The sequence below is a fragment of the Bradyrhizobium sp. WSM3983 genome (assembly GCF_000473045.1).
Taxonomy (GTDB): domain Bacteria; phylum Pseudomonadota; class Alphaproteobacteria; order Rhizobiales; family Xanthobacteraceae; genus Bradyrhizobium.
The window spans coordinates 114,079-131,328 of sequence record NZ_AXAY01000011.1; the positions used below are offsets into that span (position 1 = coordinate 114,079).

Annotated in this window: 13 protein-coding genes; 9 read left to right on the forward strand and 4 right to left on the reverse strand. The window is 64.9% G+C overall.

The window, feature by feature from the left end; all coding sequences use genetic code 11:
* Positions 1 to 204: 204 nt before the first annotated feature.
* Complete coding sequence (locus YUA_RS0119540) at positions 205 to 1,941, reverse strand: ATP-binding protein (protein ID WP_027532226.1); 1,737 nt, start codon at positions 1,939 to 1,941, stop codon at positions 205 to 207.
* A 417-nt stretch (positions 1,942 to 2,358) separates the two neighbouring features.
* Between YUA_RS0119540 and YUA_RS0119545 the strand changes: the two genes are divergently transcribed.
* Positions 2,359 to 3,327 carry a catechol 2,3-dioxygenase gene (locus YUA_RS0119545; RefSeq protein ID WP_027532227.1) on the forward strand — a complete coding sequence of 323 codons (969 nt, stop codon included), beginning with the start codon at positions 2,359 to 2,361 and terminating at the stop codon, positions 3,325 to 3,327.
* Here YUA_RS0119545 and YUA_RS0119550 read toward each other — a convergent pair.
* Positions 3,324 to 6,836 carry a molybdopterin cofactor-binding domain-containing protein gene (locus YUA_RS0119550; protein ID WP_027532228.1) on the reverse strand — a complete coding sequence of 1,171 codons (3,513 nt, stop codon included), beginning with the start codon at positions 6,834 to 6,836 and terminating at the stop codon, positions 3,324 to 3,326. The genes YUA_RS0119545 and YUA_RS0119550 overlap by 4 nt on opposite strands.
* The gene (locus tag YUA_RS0119555) at positions 6,836 to 7,318 is read right to left on the reverse strand and encodes a (2Fe-2S)-binding protein (RefSeq protein ID WP_027532229.1); all 483 of its coding nucleotides are present in this window, start codon (positions 7,316 to 7,318) and stop codon (positions 6,836 to 6,838) included. Before YUA_RS0119555 ends, YUA_RS0119550 begins: the two co-directional genes overlap by 1 nt.
* 268 nt (positions 7,319 to 7,586) lie before the next feature.
* On the opposite strand from YUA_RS0119555, the gene YUA_RS0119560 reads away from it, so the two are divergent.
* The 8 genes from YUA_RS0119560 (at position 7,587) to YUA_RS0119595 (ending at position 15,826) form a co-directional block, all read left to right on the forward strand.
* The gene (locus YUA_RS0119560; protein ID WP_027532230.1) at positions 7,587 to 9,044 is read left to right on the forward strand and encodes a hypothetical protein; all 1,458 of its coding nucleotides are present in this window, start codon (positions 7,587 to 7,589) and stop codon (positions 9,042 to 9,044) included.
* Positions 9,041 to 9,937 carry a UPF0280 family protein gene (locus YUA_RS0119565; RefSeq protein WP_027532231.1) on the forward strand — a complete coding sequence of 299 codons (897 nt, stop codon included), beginning with the start codon at positions 9,041 to 9,043 and terminating at the stop codon, positions 9,935 to 9,937. The genes YUA_RS0119560 and YUA_RS0119565 overlap by 4 nt, the downstream gene beginning before the upstream one ends.
* A 15-nt stretch (positions 9,938 to 9,952) precedes the next feature.
* Complete coding sequence (locus tag YUA_RS0119570; RefSeq protein ID WP_027532232.1) at positions 9,953 to 10,537, forward strand: amino acid synthesis family protein; 585 nt, start codon at positions 9,953 to 9,955, stop codon at positions 10,535 to 10,537.
* Between the two features lie 78 nt (positions 10,538 to 10,615).
* Positions 10,616 to 11,818 carry an ABC transporter substrate-binding protein gene (locus YUA_RS0119575; protein WP_027532233.1) on the forward strand — a complete coding sequence of 401 codons (1,203 nt, stop codon included), beginning with the start codon at positions 10,616 to 10,618 and terminating at the stop codon, positions 11,816 to 11,818.
* A 160-nt stretch (positions 11,819 to 11,978) separates the two neighbouring features.
* Complete coding sequence (locus YUA_RS0119580; protein ID WP_027532234.1) at positions 11,979 to 13,868, forward strand: ABC transporter permease; 1,890 nt, start codon at positions 11,979 to 11,981, stop codon at positions 13,866 to 13,868.
* A complete protein-coding gene (locus tag YUA_RS0119585; RefSeq protein WP_027532235.1) occupies positions 13,865 to 14,656 on the forward strand; it encodes an ABC transporter ATP-binding protein in 792 nt (263 codons plus the stop codon). The genes YUA_RS0119580 and YUA_RS0119585 overlap by 4 nt, the downstream gene beginning before the upstream one ends.
* Positions 14,653 to 15,357 (forward strand): ABC transporter ATP-binding protein, encoded by a 705-nt coding sequence (locus YUA_RS0119590; RefSeq protein WP_027532236.1) that lies wholly within the window; start codon positions 14,653 to 14,655, stop codon positions 15,355 to 15,357. The genes YUA_RS0119585 and YUA_RS0119590 overlap by 4 nt, the downstream gene beginning before the upstream one ends.
* 13 nt (positions 15,358 to 15,370) lie before the next feature.
* On the forward strand, positions 15,371 to 15,826 hold the full coding sequence (locus tag YUA_RS0119595; RefSeq protein WP_027532237.1) for a MarR family winged helix-turn-helix transcriptional regulator: 456 nt from the start codon (positions 15,371 to 15,373) through the stop codon (positions 15,824 to 15,826).
* Positions 15,827 to 15,941: 115 nt separating this feature from the next.
* Here the strand turns inward: YUA_RS0119595 and YUA_RS0119600 are convergent, their stop codons facing one another.
* Positions 15,942 to 17,138 carry an amidohydrolase family protein gene (locus YUA_RS0119600; protein ID WP_027532238.1) on the reverse strand — a complete coding sequence of 399 codons (1,197 nt, stop codon included), beginning with the start codon at positions 17,136 to 17,138 and terminating at the stop codon, positions 15,942 to 15,944.
* Positions 17,139 to 17,250 lie beyond the last annotated feature (112 nt).

The window sequence follows — 17,250 nt, forward strand, 5'->3', positions numbered from 1 at the left end:
TTGGGGCCGGCAACCATAGTCGATGCGGGCGAGACGCTCCAGAGGCGTCGCAAGGTCTCGTGCCCCGGACGCAGCGCAGCGCTTCTTCAGCGGTGCGCTGCAGAGCCGGGGCCATGTTTTTCGAGAAAGCGGCGTGTGCGGCGTGGGTCCCGGCTCTGCGGAGCAGCGTTGCACGCTGCACCGCGTCCGGGACACGAGCCCACTCTACCGCAGCGGCTTCTTCAGCAGCGAGAAGCGGTCGGGGTCCAGCCCCATCGAGGGCTGCAGCATCGGTGTCTCGGCCGGCGTCAGCGTCTTGGCCGGCGGCGCCTGGAACACCGGGTCGTTCGGGACATCGCGCTGCGAGGTCGCACCGCGCCAGCGCTCGAGCACGGCACCGACAAAATGCATGTCGTGACCGGAGGTGACCGAAGGCACGCTCGAGATGGTGGCTTCGCCGCGCGGCAATTGATGCGGCGGCACTTCCTTGAAGCGCAGCCGTGTCGGCAGCGCGACGCCTTCGCCGAACGCCAGCACCTCGCGGGTGCCGAGCGAGGGGACGAAGGAGAGCAGGTTCGCAGCCGCATCCGACACCGCAGCGCGCAGCAGCGCCTGGTCGCGGTCGTTGGCAAGACGCATCGTGAACAGCGTGTTGCACTGGGAGATGATGGTGGCGTCGAGCTCGGCGGGGCGCTGCGTGATCAGGCCGAGATAGACGCCGTATTTGCGGCCTTCCTTGGCGATGCGCGACACTGCCTTGCGGGTCGGCCCGAAGCCGATATTGCGGTCGGCCGAGGCGTAACGGTGCGCTTCCTCGCAGACGAACAGCATCGGCGAGACGCCGTCGCTCCACAGGCCGAAATCGAAGGCCATCCGGCAAAGAACCGAAACGACGGAATCGATGACTTCCGCCGGGAACCCGGCGAGCTGCATCACCGTCATCGGCTTGCCGTTGGCCGGCAGGCGGAACAGATGGCTGATCACCTCGGCCATGGTATCGCCGCCGACATTGGCGTTGTCGAACATGAAGGCATAGCGCGGATCGTTGCGGACCGCCTCGATGCGCGAGATCAGCTTGTGATAGATGATGCGCGAGGAGCGGTTTTCCAGCTTGCCCATGCGCTCGTCGATCAGCGAGATCAAATCGACCAGACGGTACGGCACCGGCGTATCGACGGTGAAGCCGATCTGCTTGGGGTCGATGCGCTTCAGGCCGAGGCGATCGGTGTTCTGGTATTGCGTGTAGATGCCCTTGGCGATCGGGATGACTTCCGCGAGGACGTCGAGTTCCTCGGGCGCGCCGGCGCGGCCGCCGAACAGCACGTCGACGATTTCCTCGAAATTGAACAGCCAGAACGGCAGCTTCAGATTCCGCGGGTTGAGCACCAGGGCACGGTCGCCGAAGCAGCGGCCATATTCGTTGTGCACGTCGAGCAGGAAGATGCGCAGGTTCGGGCGCGCTTTGAGGATCTCGTTGAGCAGCAGCGAGACGCCGGTCGATTTACCGACGCCGGTCGACCCCAGCACCGCGAAATGCTTGGAGAGCATTTCCTCGATATCGACATAGGCGACGACGGAGCGGTCCTGCTGGAGGAAGCCGACATTGATCTGGTCCGAACCGGTCGGTGCGTAGATGGTGCGCAGCTCCTGGCTGGTGATCAGGTCGACGGAATCGCCGATGGTCGGATAATTGGTGACGCCGCGCTGGAATTTGGCCTTGTCGGCGGCGTTGAGAATCTCGCCGAGCAGGTCGACCGAGGCGATGGCAATGTAGTCGGGGTTCGACAAATTCTCGCAGGACACCTCGGTGATCATGGCGACGATGACCGAGCTGGCGCAGCGGATGCTGACGAAGCGGCCGACGGTGGCCCGAACCTCCGAGATCGGCATCTGGCTTTCCGCCAGGAGCCCGACCCGGGCAAGCGATCCGCGTACCGAAATCACGCGTCCAAAGGATGTCACGATGGATGAACCTGGAAAGTCCGAGGAGTTTAACCCCGACTATGCGAGCCGGGGCTGGACAAACTGTTAAACGCCAGGCGCGGCGGCTTTGTTAAATCCGCGACAATTCGGTCGAGAGATTTGTTCCCAATGCATACTTGCGGCCGGAATCGGTCTGAACATGCTGCTTTGTTGGGCTTTGAACCCAAATCCAATTAAGGAAGATTTTACCATTCGGGCACTCCGTCGGCCGTTCGGGGGGCGGCTGGCACGTCGGAGCATCACCTTCGCCGCGAATGGGCACGCGCTGATTTGTTGACGGGACCTAATCATTTGTACATTAGTACAAATGAGCCTGCGGACCCCCATGAACATTGCGTCCCGCGCCCGATTGCGGCGATTCCATGAACCGGATCGCCACGCCTTTGGAGGAAACCCATGCAGCCCGAACCGATCCTCGATCTCGCCCATCTCGGCCACATGGAACTGCTGACGCCAAAGCCCGACGAGAGCCTGAAATTCTTCGTCGACGTCATGGGCATGACAGTGAGCGGGCAGAAGGGCGAGTCCGTTTACTTGCGCGGCTGGGACGATTACGAGCGTTATTCGCTGAAGCTGACGGCGTCGAAGACCTCAGGCATGGAGCACATGGCCCTGCGCGCACGCAGCCAGCAGGCGCTGGAGCGCCGCGTCGCCGCACTCAAAGGCTCGGGCTTCGACATCGGCTGGATCGAGGGCGACATGGGGCAGGGGCCGACTTTCCGCTGCCGCGATCCCGACGGCCATATCGTCGAGCTCTATTACGAGACCGAATGGTATCAGGCGCCGCCGGAGCTGAAGCCTGCGCTGAAGAACCAGGCGCAGCGTTTTCCGGCACGCGGCGTCAACGTTCGCCGGCTCGACCATCTCAACTGCCTCGCCGTCGACATCAGGGCCAACCGCGAGTTCTTCGAGAATTATCTCGGCTGCCGCCTCACCGAGCAGATCGTGCTCAATGACGGCCGGGAAGCCGCGATGTGGCTGACGATGTCCAACAAGAGCTACGATTTCGCCTATTCGCTCGACCATTCCGGCACGCCCGGCCGCTTCCACCACGTCACCTACGCCCTCGACAGCCGCGAGGAGATTCTTCGCGCCGCAGATATCTTCCTGGAGAACGGGGTGCACATCGAGACCGGCCCGCACAAGCATGCGATCCAGCAGACCTTCTTCCTCTACGTCTACGAGCCCGGCGGCAACCGCGTCGAGGTCGCCAATGCCGGCGCGCGCCTCATCCTCGCGCCGGACTGGAAGCCGATCGTGTGGACGGAGGAAGAGCGCAAGAAGGGTCAGGCCTGGGGGTTGAAGACGATCGAGTCCTTCCACACTCACGGCACGCCGCCGGTGGACGTGAAGAAGCACGGCTAATGCGTTGAAGCGCGCACGCGGGCGATCGTCTCGCGCACGCCGGTCCACGCCGGCTTGTCCGGCGCGAACTGCCCGCGCAGGAAGCTGACGAGTTCCTCGACCTGCGCGTCGCTCATGCTGCCCTTGAACGCCGGCATGTAGCCGAGATCGCTCGATGCGGGCTCGGTGATGCCGTGCAGGATCACTTGCACGAGGTTGTCCGACGTCGCGCTGTGCAGATTGCTGTTGAGCGCGAGCGAGGGCCGGCTGCCGAACAGTGGCAGCCCGCCGACCTCGTGACAGACAGCGCAGGCGCCCTGATAGAGCCGCGCGCCGGTGGACGAGGTGACGGTGACCTGCGTTGCGCTCTCGAGCTTCGTCGCGAGTGCGGGCGCATCGGCGGCGGTGTCGTTGAACGAGCCGAGATAGACCGCCATCGCGCGGATGTCGGGGGCGGGCAAGGCTTTGAGATCCCGAACGATCGGCGCCATCGGGCCCGCGGCGACACCGTGATAGCGCGAATGGCCGGTGCGCAAATAGGCGAAAAGCTCATCCTCGGCCCACGGGATCGGCGCGTGCGAGAGCGAGGTCAGCGGCGGCGCCTCCCAGCCCTCGGCAAAGCCGCCGGCGAGATAGGCCTGCCGCTGCTCGGCGCCGAGCGCGTTGCGCGGCGAATGGCAGGCGCTGCAATGGCCAAGACTCTCGACGAGATAAGCGCCGCGATTCCAAGCCTCGGATTTTGCGGGATCGGGCTTGAACTCCCTGGTTTGATGGAAGAGAGCGTTCCAACCCGCGAGTAGCGGGCGCAGATTGAAGGGGAAGGCGAGCGTGTTCGCAGGCGCCGTCGCGCGCACCGAAGGCTGGGCCATCAGGTACGCGTAGAGCGCCTGCAAGTCGGCATCATCAGTCTTCGAAAAGTGCGTGTACGGGAAGGCGGGATAGAGCTGCCATCCGTCGCGATGCAGCCCGTCGCGCATGGCGCGCTCGAAGGCGGGATAGGACCAGGCGCCGATGCCGGTTTCGACGTCCGGCGTGATGTTGGTCGAATAGATCGTGCCGAATGGCGTCTCCAGCGCCCGCCCGCCGGCATTGAGCATGCCCGTGAGGCTGGTGTGGCACTCCGCGCAATTGCCAAGGGCCGCAAGCTGCTGGCCGCGCGCGATCGTCGCCGCGGAATAGACCGATGCGTCGGGCCGCGCGATCGGCGCGATGTCGCGGCCCGGCAGCAGCGCCGCGCCGATCCCGATCGCGGCGGTGCAGACGGCCGCGATCGTCGCGACAATGCTGGTGCGCTTGGCGAACGGATTTTCCCAGATGCGAGACGGTGGCGGCGCAGCGGGTGCGGGCAGGGCTTGCGGCGTCGCCGGCACATCGCCGTGCAATCCCCTCAGGATGCGTTCCGGCGTGAACGGCGGCTCGCGAAAGCGCACGCCGGTGGCATCGAAGATCGCATTCGCAATGGCCGCCGCGCTCGGGACCGACGCGGACTCGCCGACGCCGAGCGGTGGCTGGTCTGGCCGCGGCAGCATCAGCACGTCGATCTCTGGCACGTCGGGGAACGGGATGATCGGATAGGCGCCCCATTCCCGCGCCGCCACTGCGCCGCGCTCGAACGAGACCTCTTCCATCAACGCGCGGCTGGTGGACTGGATGACGTTGCCGTGGATCTGGTGGCGCACGCCGTCCGGATTGATCATCAACCCGGAATCCTGCCCCGCGACCACGCGGGTGACGCTGACATCGCCGCTGGACTTGTTGACCGCGACATCGGCGACCCACGCGGACCAGGCCGCGCCATAGCCTGGAAACTTGCTGTGCACGTAGAGCGCATAGGCAAAGCCGCGCCCGTGCACGATTTCGCCGTCCTTTTCCTCGCGGATCGGCCGCGGCGTCCAGCCGGCGCGCTCGGCGACTGCGTTGACGAGATCGACGGCGCGCTGATCCCTGAGATAGCGCAGGCGATATTCAATGGGATCGATTCCGGCCTCGGTCGCGGCCTCGTCGATGTAGGATTCATGCGCAAACGTGTTCGGCAACGCCGAGACGCCGCGAAACCAGGACGCGCGCACGATCGGCGCCATGTCATGCGCGACCACGCGCATGTGGTCGTAATCATAGGGCGGGATCGCGGTGCGGTCGCCCATCTGGAGTACGGCAGGCTCCGATGAGATCCGTCCGGTCAGCAGCAACGCCAGCGTCGGCGCCGCGTTCGAGGGATAGCGTGTGGTGAGATCGTAACCGGCGATGCCGCCGTCGGCATCGAGGCCGCCGTTGACGTCGATGAGCTGTGCGGTGCCCTTGGGCTCCCAGGCGTGCTCTTGCTCGCGCGTCAACTGCACCCGCACGGGCCGGCCGACTGCGCGCGACAGCAGCAGTGCATCGGCCGTGACATCATCGGCGCAGTTACGGCCGTAGCAGCCAGCGGCCTCGAGCCGGATGACTTCGACCTCGCTCTCCGGACGTTCGATCAGCAGGGCGAGGTCGCTGCGCAGCACATGCGGGTTCTGCGTGCCTGACCAGACGCGGACATTGCCGTCCTGGAAGTCCGCGACCGCGCAGGACGGACCGATCGAGGCGTGCATCTGGTACGGCCAGACATAAGTGCGCCGCAACGGCTTGGCTGCGCCTGAAATAGCAGCATCGACGTCGCCTTTGTCGATCAGCGTGCGCGGCGTCGACGGATGGGCGCGCAGCGCGGTCTCGACGTCGGCGAGATCGGTCAGCGCCGGCGTCGGCTTCCAGCTCACTACGAGCTGCTCTGCCGCGCGAATCGCATTCTCCTCGCGCTCGGCAACCACGCCGACGAAATCGCCAATGCGGACCACGGCCACGAGGCCGGGAATGTTGCTTACAGAAGCTTCGTCAACCGCGATCAGGCTGGTGCCGACGAAGGGACCCGCATCCACGCCGGAGTAGGGCGGGCGCACCACGCGGCCGTGCAGCATGCCGGGTACGCGGATGTCGTGCACGAAAGTCAGCTCACCCGTGGCCTTGGCAGGCAGGTCGACGCGCGGCATCGACTGGCCGACGATGGCGTAGTCGCCGACGGCCTTGACGGCGACGTCATCGGCAAGTTCGAGGCGAATGGTCTCGCCACCGATCAATTCGCCGTAGCTGATGCTGCGATTATGGCCGCGGACGAGGCCGTCTTCGATCTTCAACTCAGTGGTCGGCAATTCGAGCCGCTCCGCCGCGCGTGCGATCAAAAAGTGCCGCGCCTGGGCTGCGGCCTTGCGCAGCGGGACGGCAGTGATCTGGATGGTTTCGCTCGCGATCGTCGCGCCCTGGTTCGGCACAATGGCGGTGTCGCCGAGCACCACGATGACACGGGCAAAGGAGACGTCGAGCTCTTCGGCGACGATCTGGCCGAGTGCGGTGCGGATGCCGGTGCCGAGATCGACATGGCCGTTATAGGCCGTGACCGCTCCATCCGCGGTGATGCGGACGAAGGTTTCGGACGTGACTTCGTCCACGGTGCGGACGACGACGAGCGAGCCCCGCTCAGCTCCGTTCGGGTGCGGAGAGGCCATCAATCACGGGCCTCGGCGAGCTGGCCCGATGCGCGCATCACGGCACGCAGGATTTCCACATGCGTGCCGCAGCGGCAGAGATTGTAGCGCAGCGCGGTGAGCACTTCCTGCTCTGATGGCTGCGGGTTGATCGCGAGCAGCGCCTTGGTGGTCATGATCATGCCGTTGAGGCAATAGCCGCATTGCGCGGCCTGCTCATCGATGAAGGCTTGCTGCACCGCATCAGGCTTGTCGCGGGTGCCGAGCCCTTCGAGCGTCACGATGTCGCGCCCGGCGCAGCCACCGATCGGAATCACACAAGAGCGTGCGGCCGTGCCGTCGATCAGGACAGTGCAGGTGCCGCATTCACCCAAGCCGCAACCGTATTTCGGGCCGTTGAGTCCGAGATCGTTGCGCAGCACATAGAGCAGCGGCGTCTGGCGGTCTGCCGTGACGTCGTGGATCCTGCCGTTCACGGTGAGGCGGATCGGTGCCTGCGTCATCCTCGTTCTCAAACCCTTGGTCTCTGCAAACCTTGGTCTCCGCATGCGCGTGGTCGCAAAAATTCTACGTCGCGACGATACCGTTTGTACACAAACGTGCAAGCGGCCATGCCGCAGTGCAACGCAACTGCCCGTTTTGTGGACAAAGCGGGGAGGCAAATGAGGTTTTATGCGGCAGGCGCGCCTTTTCGCACGCGGCGCCGCTTGACAGCTATCGGGACCGCGCGCACCATCGTTCGTATACGAATGATAACGCGTCGTGATCCGCATGGTGACTGAAACGACGAGCGCTGCCACCGACAAGATCCGCTGCGATGCCTGTCCGGTGATGTGCTACATCAAGCCGGGTGCGGCGGGCGCCTGCGACCGCTATGCCAACCACGACGGCAAGCTTGTCCGGGTCGATCCACACATCATTCTCGAACGCACGGTGTCGCAGGGCGGCAAGCTGGTGCCGTTCAGCCGCACCGAAGACTGGGACGGCAAGATCGTCCACGAGCCCTCGACCTTCGTGACCGCGATCGGCGCGGGCACGACCTATCCCGACTACAAGCCGGCGCCGTTCATCGTCTCCTCCGAGGTCGACGGCGTCGACATGGTGACGGTCGTCACCGAAGGCATCTTCTCCTATTGCGGCATCAAGGTGAAGATCGACACCGACCGCTATCTCGGCCCGGAAACCGCGACCGTGCGCGCGCAGGGCGAGGCGGTCGGTCACGTCACGACCAGCGAGTATGGCTCGCAGATGCTGTCGCTCGGCGGCGTGCATCATCTCACCGGCGGCTCCAAGAAAGAGGGCCGCGTCACCTGCGACACGCTGATGAACCTCGCCAATTGCAAGGCGGTCGAGCTCACCATCGACGGCGGCGCCAGCGTGGTGGTGCAGGCCGGCCAGCCGCCGATCGTCAACGGCGCGAAAGAGGAGCGCATGCGCGTCGGCTGCGGCTCGGCGACGATCGGCATGTTCGCCAAGCAGTGGCATGGCAAGGTGGATGAAGTCGTCGTGGTCGACGACCACATCACCGGCGTGCTCTCGGAGCACCAGGCGGGAAAACTGCTCGACATTGCCGACACCGGTATCAAGATGAAGGGCCGGCGTTCGACGCCCGGCCGCTATTTCCAGGTCGCCGAGCCCGGCACCGGTTGGGGCGGCACCAATATCTCCGATCCGCTGGCGATCCTCGGGCCGTTCGACGCGAAGGAGGCCAGGGCTGGCCTCTCGATGCTGATGGTCTCCACGACCGGCGAGCATTCTTCCTACTACGTGCTCGATGAGGCGTTGAAGCCGGTCGAAACGGAGATGCCGGCCGACCTGAAATTCTCGGTCGAGCGCATCCAGGAGAATTGCGAGCCGGCGCTGTGCACGGTGCTGTTCATGGCCGGCGCCGGCGGTTCCTTGCGCGCCGGCGTTACCGATAATCCGGTGCGGCTAACGCGCTCGGTGAAGGACGCGCTGACGCGGGTCACCAGTGGTGGTGCGGCGGTCTATGTCTGGCCGGGCGGCGGCATCACCTACATGGTCGATGTGACCCAGATGCCTTCAGGTGCGTTCGGCTATGTGCCGACGCCGGCGCTGGTCGCGCCGATCGAATTCACAATGAAATTGACCGACTACGCCGCGCTCGGCGGGCACATGGATTATGTGAAACCGCTCTCCGAAGTCAGGGGCGGTGACGATGTCCGTCAGTTGCCCTGGCAGAACCCGCTTCCAGGACGGCGGGCATGACACGTCTCCCGCAAATCGCATTGCTGTCTGATGGCCGGCGGCTGCATTTGCAGGATGGACCGATTGATCTGATCGTGGAGGCGAGGGGGCGCGAGCACGAGGTGCGCGCGGCGTATGAGGCGGCCTTGCGCCGCTTCACAGGGCTGCTCGACGAGCTCTGTACGGAACTGCCGGAATTGCGCAAGGCCGCGGAGGAGGTGACCTTGCTGAAGGGCGTGGTGGCGCGCCGGATGCACGCGGCTGTCGCGCCTTATGCTGCTGACTGCTTCATCACGCCGATGGCCGCTGTCGCCGGCAGCGTGGCTGATGAGATCCTGGCTGCGATGCTGAACGCTGCGTCGCTTGACCGGGTTTACGTCAACAATGGCGGTGACATCGCGCTGCATCTCGGGCGGGGCGAGCATTTTTCCGTGGGGCTGATGGATCGGCCGGACCGCGACGGCGTGATGCGCACCATGAGGGTCGATGCGGATGACCGTGTGCGCGGCATCGCGACCAGCGGACGCCACGGCCGCAGCTTTTCGCTCGGCATTGCCGACGCGGTGACGGTGCTCGCAGCGACGGCCTCGCAGGCCGATGCGGCGGCGACGATCATCGCCAACGCCGTCGATCTGCCCGGGCATCCCGCCGTCATCCGGCAGCCCGCAAACGAGCTTCAGCCCGACAGCGATCTCGGCGCGCGCCTCGTCACCCGCGACGTCGGTGAATTGTCGCAGAGCGAGATCGCCGCCGCGCTGGAATTTGGCGCGGAATGTGCACGGCAATTATTCGATCGCGGACTGATCGAGGGTGCCGCGCTGCGGCTTTGTGGTGATATGCTTGTCATCGGACCTAGGGATATAGAAGAGCAACGAACCCGCCCGCTTGTGCTGGAGAACGCGGTTCATGCTTGAGCAGGGAAGTGAAACATGAGCGCGATCATCCGCAAGATCGTCACCGTCGTCGAAGAGACGCAGATGGAGATGGGCCGTCAGGTCTCGCCGCCGACACGGCGCGCCGCCGCGATCGCCGTGATCGAAAATCCCTTTGCCGGGAGATATGTCGAGGATCTCTCGCCGCTGATCGCAATCGGCGAGGAGCTTGGCGAGCTGCTGTCGAAGCGCGCGGTGGCAGCGCTCGGCATCGATGGCGCGAAGGCGCAGAGCTACGGCAAGGCCGCGGCCGTCGGCGAGAACGGCGAGCTGGAGCATGCCGCCGCGATCCTTCACCCGAAGATGGGTGCGCCGGTGCGCAAAGTGCTGAGCAAGGGTGCGGCGCTGATTCCGTCGTCGAAGAAGCGCAGCGGTCCCGGCACGACGCTCGACATTCCGCTGGGACACAAGGATGCGGCCTTCGTGCGCAGTCATTTCGACGGCATGGAAGTGCAGATCAATGACGCCCCGCGCGCCAACGAGATCATGGTCGCGGTCGCCGTCACCGACAGCGGCCGTCCTTTGCCGCGTGTGGGCGGGCTGACGGTCGCGGAGATCAAGGGCGAAGACGGTTTGAAATAACGGAAGGTTCGGAGGGGCGGGCACAGCTTCTCCGGCATGATCGTGGTCGAGAGATAAAGTTCAAAACTGGAGGTTGGGATGCGAGCAAGAAACTATTTCGTCGGCGCGGCCTTTGCGGTTCTGGCCGGCAGCATGGGCCATTCGGCCCTGGCGCAGGACATCAAGATCGGCGAGATCAACAGCTACTCGCTGCTGCCATCCTTCACCGAGCCCTATCGCAAGGGCTGGCAGCTCGCTGTCGAAGAGATCAACGCGGCCGGCGGCATCAACGGCAAGAAGCTCGTCGTCATCTCCAAGGACGACGGGGGCAAGCCGGCTGATGCACAGACCGCGGCCAATGAGCTCGTGTCGAGCGAGGGCGTTGCGATGCTGACGGGCACGTTCCTGTCCAACATCGGTCTCGCCGTCAGCGACTTCGCCAACCAGAAGAAGGTGTTTTTCCTCGCGGCCGAGCCGCTGACGGACGCCGTGACCTGGTCGAAGGGCAACAAGTACACCTTCCGCCTGCGTCCCTCCAATTACATGCAGGCAGCGATGCTGGTGGAAGCCGCCAGCAAGCTGCCGGCAAAACGCTGGGCGACGATCGCGCCGAACTACGAATACGGCCAGTCGGCGGTCGCGGTGTTCAAGAAGCTGATGTCGGAGAAGCGTCCTGACATCCAGTGGGTCGACGAGCAGTGGCCGCCGCAGGGCAAGATCGATGCTGGCCCGGTGGTGCAGGCCGTGGCGCAGGCCAATCCGGAAGCCATTCTCAACGTCACCTTCGGCCCCGACCTCGTCAAGCTCGTGCGTGAGGGCAATACCCGTGGCCTGTTCAAGGGACGCGAGGTCGTCTCCTTCCTGACCGGCGAGCCCGAATATCTCGATCCGCTCAAGGACGAGACGCCCGAGGGCTGGATCGTCACCGGCTATCCCTGGTACTCGATCAAGACGCCCGAGCATGACGCGTTCCTGAAGGCCTATCAGGCCAAGTACAACGACTATCCGCGCCTCGGCTCGATCGTCGGCTACCAGACCATCAAGGCGGCTGCCGCCATCCTGGCCAAGGCCGGCTCGACCGACACCGACAAGATGATCGCAGCGGCTGAAGGCATCTCCATGCCGTCGCCGTTCGGCGAGATCACCTTCCGCAAGATCGATCACCAGTCGACCCTTGGCGCCTTCGTCGGCAAGACTGCGCAGAAGGACGGTAAGGGCGTGATGGTGGACGCCACCTACAAGAAGGGCTCGGACTATCTGCCTGGTGATGCCGAAGTCGAGAAGCTGCGGCCGAAGGATTGATCTAGCTCCACCCTCCGCAGCCGTAGGGTGGGTTAGCCGAAGGCGTAACCCATCACTTCGGTGCCACACGAAAAAGGGATGGTGGGTTACGCCGGGCGAACTGCGCTCCGCGCAGTCGCTGGGCTAACCCACCCTACGACCTCACTTAACCGGACCGCCAATGGCCTTTTACGTCGTACAGTTTCTGACCGGTCTCGCCAGCGCAGCGTCGCTGTTTCTGGTGGCCTCGGGCCTGTCGATCATCTTTGGCGTGACACGGATCGTGAATTTCGCGCATGGCGCCTTCTACATGATCGGCGCCTATATCGCCTTCACGCTGACCGAGCGCTTCTCCGGCGCGTTCGGCTTCTGGGGCGGGGTGGTCGTGGCCGCGCTGGCTGTCGCGCTGATCGGCGTCCTCGTCGAGATGGTGCTGCTCCGCCGCATCTACCACGCGCCCGAGCTGTTCCAGCTGCTCGGCACCTTCGGTCTCACGCTGATGGTCGAGGACCTCGTGGTGCTGATCTGGGGGCCCGACGATCTCGTCGGCCGCCGCGCGCCGGGCTTCAAGGGTGCAGTCGATTTCTTCGGCCAGAATATCCCGAGCTATGATCTGTTCCTGATTGCGCTGGGCCCGATCGTGCTTGGCATTCTCTGGCTGCTGTTCCAGCGCACGCGCTGGGGCGTGCTGGTGCGCGCGGCGACGCAGGATCGCGATATGGTCGCGGCACTCGGCGTCAATCAGAAATGGCTGTTCACATCAGTGTTCGCCGTCGGCGTCTTCCTGGCTGCGTTGGGCGGTGCGCTCCAGATCCCACGCGATGCCGTGCATCACGCCATGGACCTGCGCATCATCGTCGAGGTCTTCGTCGTGGTCGTGATCGGCGGCCTCGGCAGCATCGTCGGCGCCTTCGTCGCGGCCGTGCTGGTCTCGGAACTGAACGCCTTCGGCATCCTGATCTTTCCGAAGATTTCCATCATCCTGGTCTTCCTGGTGATGGCAGTGGTGCTGATCGTCCGGCCCTGGGGCCTGTTCGGCAAGCCGGAAGCGGCCGCGCGCAAGACGCCGGGCCTCACGGTCAATCCCTGGCGCCCGCTGACGTCGAACGAGCGGCTGGCGGCGCTCGCGGCACTCGTCGTCGCGGCAATACTGCCCCTGTTCGCCGGCAATTACGCGCTGACCGTAGGCTCCGAGATCGCGATCTTCGTGATCTTCGCCGTCAGCCTGCACTTCCTGATGTCGGTCGGCGGGCTGGCGTCGTTCGGCCACGCCGCCTATTTCGGCCTTGGCGCCTACGGCGTCGCGTTCCTCGCCAAGATGGCGGGGCTGCCGATGATCGTCTGCCTGTTGCTCGGGCCGCTGCTCGGCTGCATGGGCGCCGCCGTGTTCGGCTTCTTTGCCGTGCAGCTTTCTGGCGTCTACTTTGCAATGTTGACGCTCGCCTTCGCGCAAATCGTGTGGTCGATCGCGTTCCAGTGGGTGAGCGTGACCGGCGGTGACAACGGCATTTTGGGCGTCTGGCCCGCGAGCTGGGCCGCGAGCCCGTCGCATTTCTATTGGCTTGCGCTCGGTGTCGCGGCGCTCGTGACGATTGCGCTGCGGGTGATGGTGTTCTCGCCGTTTGGCTATGCGCTCCGCGCCACGCGTGACTCGCTGCTGCGCAGTGAGGCGGTCGGCATCAACGCCAAGCGCATCCAGTGGACGGCGTTCGTGATCGCGGGCACCACCGCCGGCATCGGCGGCGCGCTGTTCGCCTATCTCAAGGGCAGCGTCTTCCCGGATAATCTCGGCATCTCGCTCTCTGTCGATGCGCTGGTCATGGTGCTGCTCGGCGGCGTCGAGACGGTATCGGGCGGGGTGATTGGCGCGATCGTCTACAAGGCCCTCAACATCTGGCTGGTCAGCCAGACCGATCTGTCAAAACTCGTGCTCGGCGGCTTCATCGTGCTGATCGTCGTCGTCTTCCCCAAGGGCATCGTCGGCATGCTGGAGGTGCTGGCGCAGCGCCGCAGGAAGTCCTCGCCGCCGGGATCGTCCCTGCTGGCCAAGCCGATCGAGTCCGCCGAATGAGCGTCGCACCCCCACTTCTCGCGGTCGAAGGCCTGACCAAATCCTATGGCGGCATTCATGCCGTGCGCGGCGTCTCGTTCTCGCTGCGCGCCGGCGAGATCCTGGCACTGATCGGCCCGAACGGCGCGGGCAAGAGCACCTGCTTCGACATGCTCAACGGCCAGAACCGGCCTGATACCGGCCATGTTCGTCTGCTCGGCGAGGAGACCACGGGCAAGAAGCCGCGCGACATCTGGCGCATGGGCGTCGGACGCACCTTCCAGATCACGGCGACCTTCGCGACCATGACGGTGCGCGAGAATGTGCAGGTCGCGCTGATCTCGCATGGCAAGCAGCTGTTCAATCTCTGGGGCTCGGCGCCGAATGTCGACCGCGGCGAGGCGGCCCGGCTGCTCGAACTCGTCGGCATGGGCGGCTACGCCGATCGTCCCTGCGGCGAGCTTGCCTATGGCGACCTCAAGCGGCTCGAGCTCGCCGTCGCGCTCGCCAACGAGCCAAAGCTGTTGCTGATGGACGAGCCGACCGCCGGCATGGCGCCGCGCGAACGCGTCGAGCTGATGCGGCTCACCGCCCAAATCGCGCGGGAGAAATCGATCGGCGTGCTCTTCACCGAGCACGACATGGACGTGGTGTTCGAGCATGCCGACCGCATCATCGTGCTCAACCGCGGTACCCTGATCGCCGAGGGTTCGCCGGCCGAGGTGCGCGGCAATCCGCAGGTCCAGGCGATCTATCTCGGCGAGGGACTCCTCTACGATGCCGGGCATCGCGAGGGAGCCTCGGCATGAAGCTCACGGTGCAGGACCTCAACAGCCATTACGGCCCGGCGCACATCCTGTTCGACATCGGCTTCGAGGTCGGCGAGGGCGAGGTGGTGGCGTTGCTCGGACGCAATGGCGCCGGCAAGTCGACCACGTTCCGCTCGATCGTAGGCCTCGTCGCGCAACGAACCGGCCGCATCACGTTCGAGGGCAAGGATGTCTCGGTGCGACCGACGCATGAGATCGTGCGCGAGGGGCTCGGCTATGTGCCGGAAGAGCGGCGCATCTTCACGGACCTGACGGTGGAAGAGAATCTCGAGGTCGGCCGCCAGCCGAAGCGTCCGAATGCGCCATACTGGACGCGCGAAAAGCTGTTCACGCTGTTTCCGAATCTCGGCGAGATGAAGGGCCGTCCGGGCGGCCGCATGAGTGGCGGCGAGCAGCAGATGCTGACCATCGCGCGCACGCTGATGGGCAATCCGTCGCTGGTGCTGCTGGACGAGCCCTCGGAAGGCCTGTCGCCAAAAATCGTGGAGCAGATGGTCGATGCCATCCTGACCATGAAGAAGGAGGGCGTCAGCATCGTCGTCTCCGAGCAGAATTTGCACTTTGCGCGGCTGATCTCCGATCGCGCCTATATCATCGAGCGCGGCCGTATCTGCTTTGGTGGCACCATGGCCGAGCTCGACGCGCGTCCGGATATCCGCGACGCGCATCTGTCGTTGTAAGGGGCGGGCAGGAATGGCAAGAAGCGTTACGGCGAAAAAGAGCGTCAAGCAGGGAAGGCCGCCTTACGTGCTCGACGAGCAGGTCGGCTTCATCCTGCGCCAGGTCTGGCAGCGCCACAGCTCGATCTTCTCCCGCGATATCGGCACCAATCTGACGCCGACGCAGTGGGCGGCGCTGTCAAAGCTCGCCGAGACAGGGCCGTGCTCGCAGAACCAGCTCGGGCGGCTGACGGCGATGGATGTCGCCACCATCAAGGGCGTGATCGATCGCCTGACGGCGCGCGGCCTGACGGAGACGAGCCAGGATCCCGAGGACGGCCGGCGGCTGCTGGTGAGCCTGACGCGCGCCGGTCAGCAGCTTGCGGAAAAGCTCGCGCCCAACGCGATTGCGATCACCCGCGAGACGCTGGCCCCGCTCGATGCCAAAGAGCGCGAACTGCTGATGGCACTGTTGAACAAGTTAAGGTGAAGTCAGTCTCGCAGGGTGGGCAAAGGCGCGAAGCGCCGTGCCCGCCATCTTTGCGGCTTGAGGAAGAACGGTGGGCACGCTTCGCTTTGCCCACCCTACGGCACTCTTCCGTGGCTCACTTCGCCACCACCTCCGGCACCCTGCCGGCCGGCGGCGTATTGCGGCTGCGTTGCGTGCGCACGATGCCGTCGATGATGGTCATGCCGATGCCGGGGAGGTCGCCGAGCTGGACGCTCTCCAGAATGTTCTTGCCGGGCGAGTGCTGCGCCTTGTCCATGATGACGAAATCGGCGGAGCGGCCGACCTCGATCAGGCCGCAATCGAGCTGACGCATCCGCGCGGTGTTGCCGGTGGCAAGACAGAACGCGATCTCGGCCGGCAAATCGCCGAGCGAGGACAGCATCGAGACCATGCGAAGAATGCCGAGCGGCTGCACGCCGGAGCCGGCGGGCGCGTCGGTGCCGAGGATGACGCGATGCAGATCGCCCATCTCGCGCGCGGTGCGCAGCGTGTAGAGCGCCGAGCGCTCATTGCCGTTGTGAACGAGCTCCAAGCCGCGCTTGCAGCCCTCGCAGATACAGCGGATCTGATCGTCGGGCAGGGCGGTGTGGCCGCCGTTGATGTGTCCGACCACGTCGGTGTCGGCCTCCAGCACCACGTCCTTGTCGATCAGGCCGGAGCCTGGGATCGAGGGGCCGCCGGTGTGGATGGTGCTCTGGATGCCGTATTTGCGGGCCCAGCCGACCATCTTTCGCGCAGTCGGGCCGTCCTTGACGCCGCCAAGGCCGACTTCGCCGAGCAGCTTGACGCCGGCTGCGGCCAGCTCCTTGAAATCCTCCTCGACCATCTCGCATTCGATCACGGGCGCGCCGGCGTGAACCTTCACGCCGCCGGGCCGCAAATTCCAGAATGCGCGCTGGGCGAAGATCGCCATGGCTTTCAGCCCGACGACGTCGCGGGGCCGACCCGGCATGTGAACTTCACCGGCGGAGATCATGGTGGTGACGCCGCCATGCAGATTGCTGTCGATCCAGCCGATCTGGTTCTGGCGCGGCGTCCAGTCGCCCGCGACCGGGTGGACGTGGCTGTCGATCAGGCCCGGCACGACCGTGGTGCCGTTGGCCTCGACGATCGTGGTCGCGTCGTCCGTGTTGAGGTCCTTGAAACGGCCGATCGCGGTGATCTTGCCGTTCTCGGCGACGATGGTGTCGCCATCCAGGATCGGCTTTTCCATCGCGCCGGACAGGATCAGGCCGATATTGCGGATCACGAGCTTCGAAGGTCCGGTGGCCTGGGGTGCGTCATGCGCCATGGAAGGGGCTCCTCATTCCTAACTGCAACGCTTTCGATCTTGGGCAGCCTTGACCGCGGGATCAAGCAGGATTATTCATTAGTATACGAATGATCGTGTACAAACGACGCAT

What these genes read in the sequence shown, in the direction of transcription:
- YUA_RS0119545 (WP_027532227.1), top strand. Translation starts at nt 2,359, where the DNA reads ATGCAGCCCGAACCGATCCTCGATCTCGCCCATCTCGGCCACATGGAA.
- YUA_RS0119550 (WP_027532228.1), bottom strand. Translation starts at nt 6,836, where the DNA reads ATGGCCTCTCCGCACCCGAACGGAGCTGAGCGGGGCTCGCTCGTCGTC.
- YUA_RS0119555 (WP_027532229.1), bottom strand. Translation starts at nt 7,318, where the DNA reads ATGACGCAGGCACCGATCCGCCTCACCGTGAACGGCAGGATCCACGAC.
- YUA_RS0119560 (WP_027532230.1), top strand. Translation starts at nt 7,587, where the DNA reads ATGGTGACTGAAACGACGAGCGCTGCCACCGACAAGATCCGCTGCGAT.
- YUA_RS0119565 (WP_027532231.1), top strand. Translation starts at nt 9,041, where the DNA reads ATGACACGTCTCCCGCAAATCGCATTGCTGTCTGATGGCCGGCGGCTG.
- YUA_RS0119570 (WP_027532232.1), top strand. Translation starts at nt 9,953, where the DNA reads ATGAGCGCGATCATCCGCAAGATCGTCACCGTCGTCGAAGAGACGCAG.
- YUA_RS0119575 (WP_027532233.1), top strand. Translation starts at nt 10,616, where the DNA reads ATGCGAGCAAGAAACTATTTCGTCGGCGCGGCCTTTGCGGTTCTGGCC.
- YUA_RS0119580 (WP_027532234.1), top strand. Translation starts at nt 11,979, where the DNA reads ATGGCCTTTTACGTCGTACAGTTTCTGACCGGTCTCGCCAGCGCAGCG.
- YUA_RS0119585 (WP_027532235.1), top strand. Translation starts at nt 13,865, where the DNA reads ATGAGCGTCGCACCCCCACTTCTCGCGGTCGAAGGCCTGACCAAATCC.
- YUA_RS0119590 (WP_027532236.1), top strand. Translation starts at nt 14,653, where the DNA reads ATGAAGCTCACGGTGCAGGACCTCAACAGCCATTACGGCCCGGCGCAC.
- YUA_RS0119595 (WP_027532237.1), top strand. Translation starts at nt 15,371, where the DNA reads ATGGCAAGAAGCGTTACGGCGAAAAAGAGCGTCAAGCAGGGAAGGCCG.
- YUA_RS0119600 (WP_027532238.1), bottom strand. Translation starts at nt 17,138, where the DNA reads ATGGCGCATGACGCACCCCAGGCCACCGGACCTTCGAAGCTCGTGATC.